The sequence below is a fragment of the Halomicroarcula saliterrae genome (genome assembly GCF_031624395.1).
In the GTDB taxonomy this organism is placed as follows: Archaea; Halobacteriota; Halobacteria; order Halobacteriales; family Haloarculaceae; genus Haloarcula; species Haloarcula saliterrae.
In genome coordinates this window covers 1-652 of sequence record NZ_JAMQON010000016.1, presented here as the reverse complement: position 1 = coordinate 652, position 652 = coordinate 1, and the positions used below count along the sequence as shown (strand labels likewise).

Here is a 652-nt window from a genome sequence, read left to right as displayed (position 1 = left end):
GTTCGTCGCGGAAGGCTTTCGCGTCGTATCCTTTGTCAGCAGCGAGGCTTCGCAGGTCGCCCGCGTTCCGGCGGGCGACCTGCGGGCCGATCTTGGCGTCGTGTTTCTTCGAGGTAGTCGAGTGGATGTCGGTGATGTACAGCGTTTCGACATCCACCAGTGCAGTCACTTTCAACGCCCGGACGCGGTAGTCTGTGCGGTTGGCGTAGTGGCGGCTTGGTTGGTCACGGTCAAAGCCAGTTGCGTCAATCGAAGCGTGGCCAGTGCGTTTCTCGGCCGACGCGCCGAGAAACGCACGCCACGTCTTGGTTGGAATCCGCTCAAACCACGTGCGGAGAACGGTGTAGTGAGGGAGCCGTGTGAGTCCGATCTCGTCAAGGACACCAGGCATCTCACTCAGCAAATCAAGTGCGACGCGGTAGGATTTTGCCAGCTCGATACGAAGCGCATGGAGCGTCAGCATCGCCCATTCGGCGAACCCGCCACCCCCTTCGGGGTCGGCGGGTTCGTCCGGATTTGCAACAACTGATTTAGACTTAGCGACCGTAACACGGGTGAAGAGGCGGATTTCGGATGTCAAACCAATCTGTCTCTTCGCTTTCTACCGAGATAACGCAGTCGTAGCTGTCGCGGCTAGCGAAACTACAGTGCC

At 59.0% G+C, this 652-nt stretch carries 1 protein-coding gene; it reads right to left on the bottom strand.

Features of this window, described 5'->3' with window-relative positions:
• Positions 1–580, bottom strand: a 580-nt coding sequence (locus NDI56_RS21670; protein ID WP_310921830.1) for an IS5 family transposase, incomplete at its 3' end; no start/stop codon positions are given.
• Between the last annotated feature and the right edge of the window lie 72 nt (positions 581–652).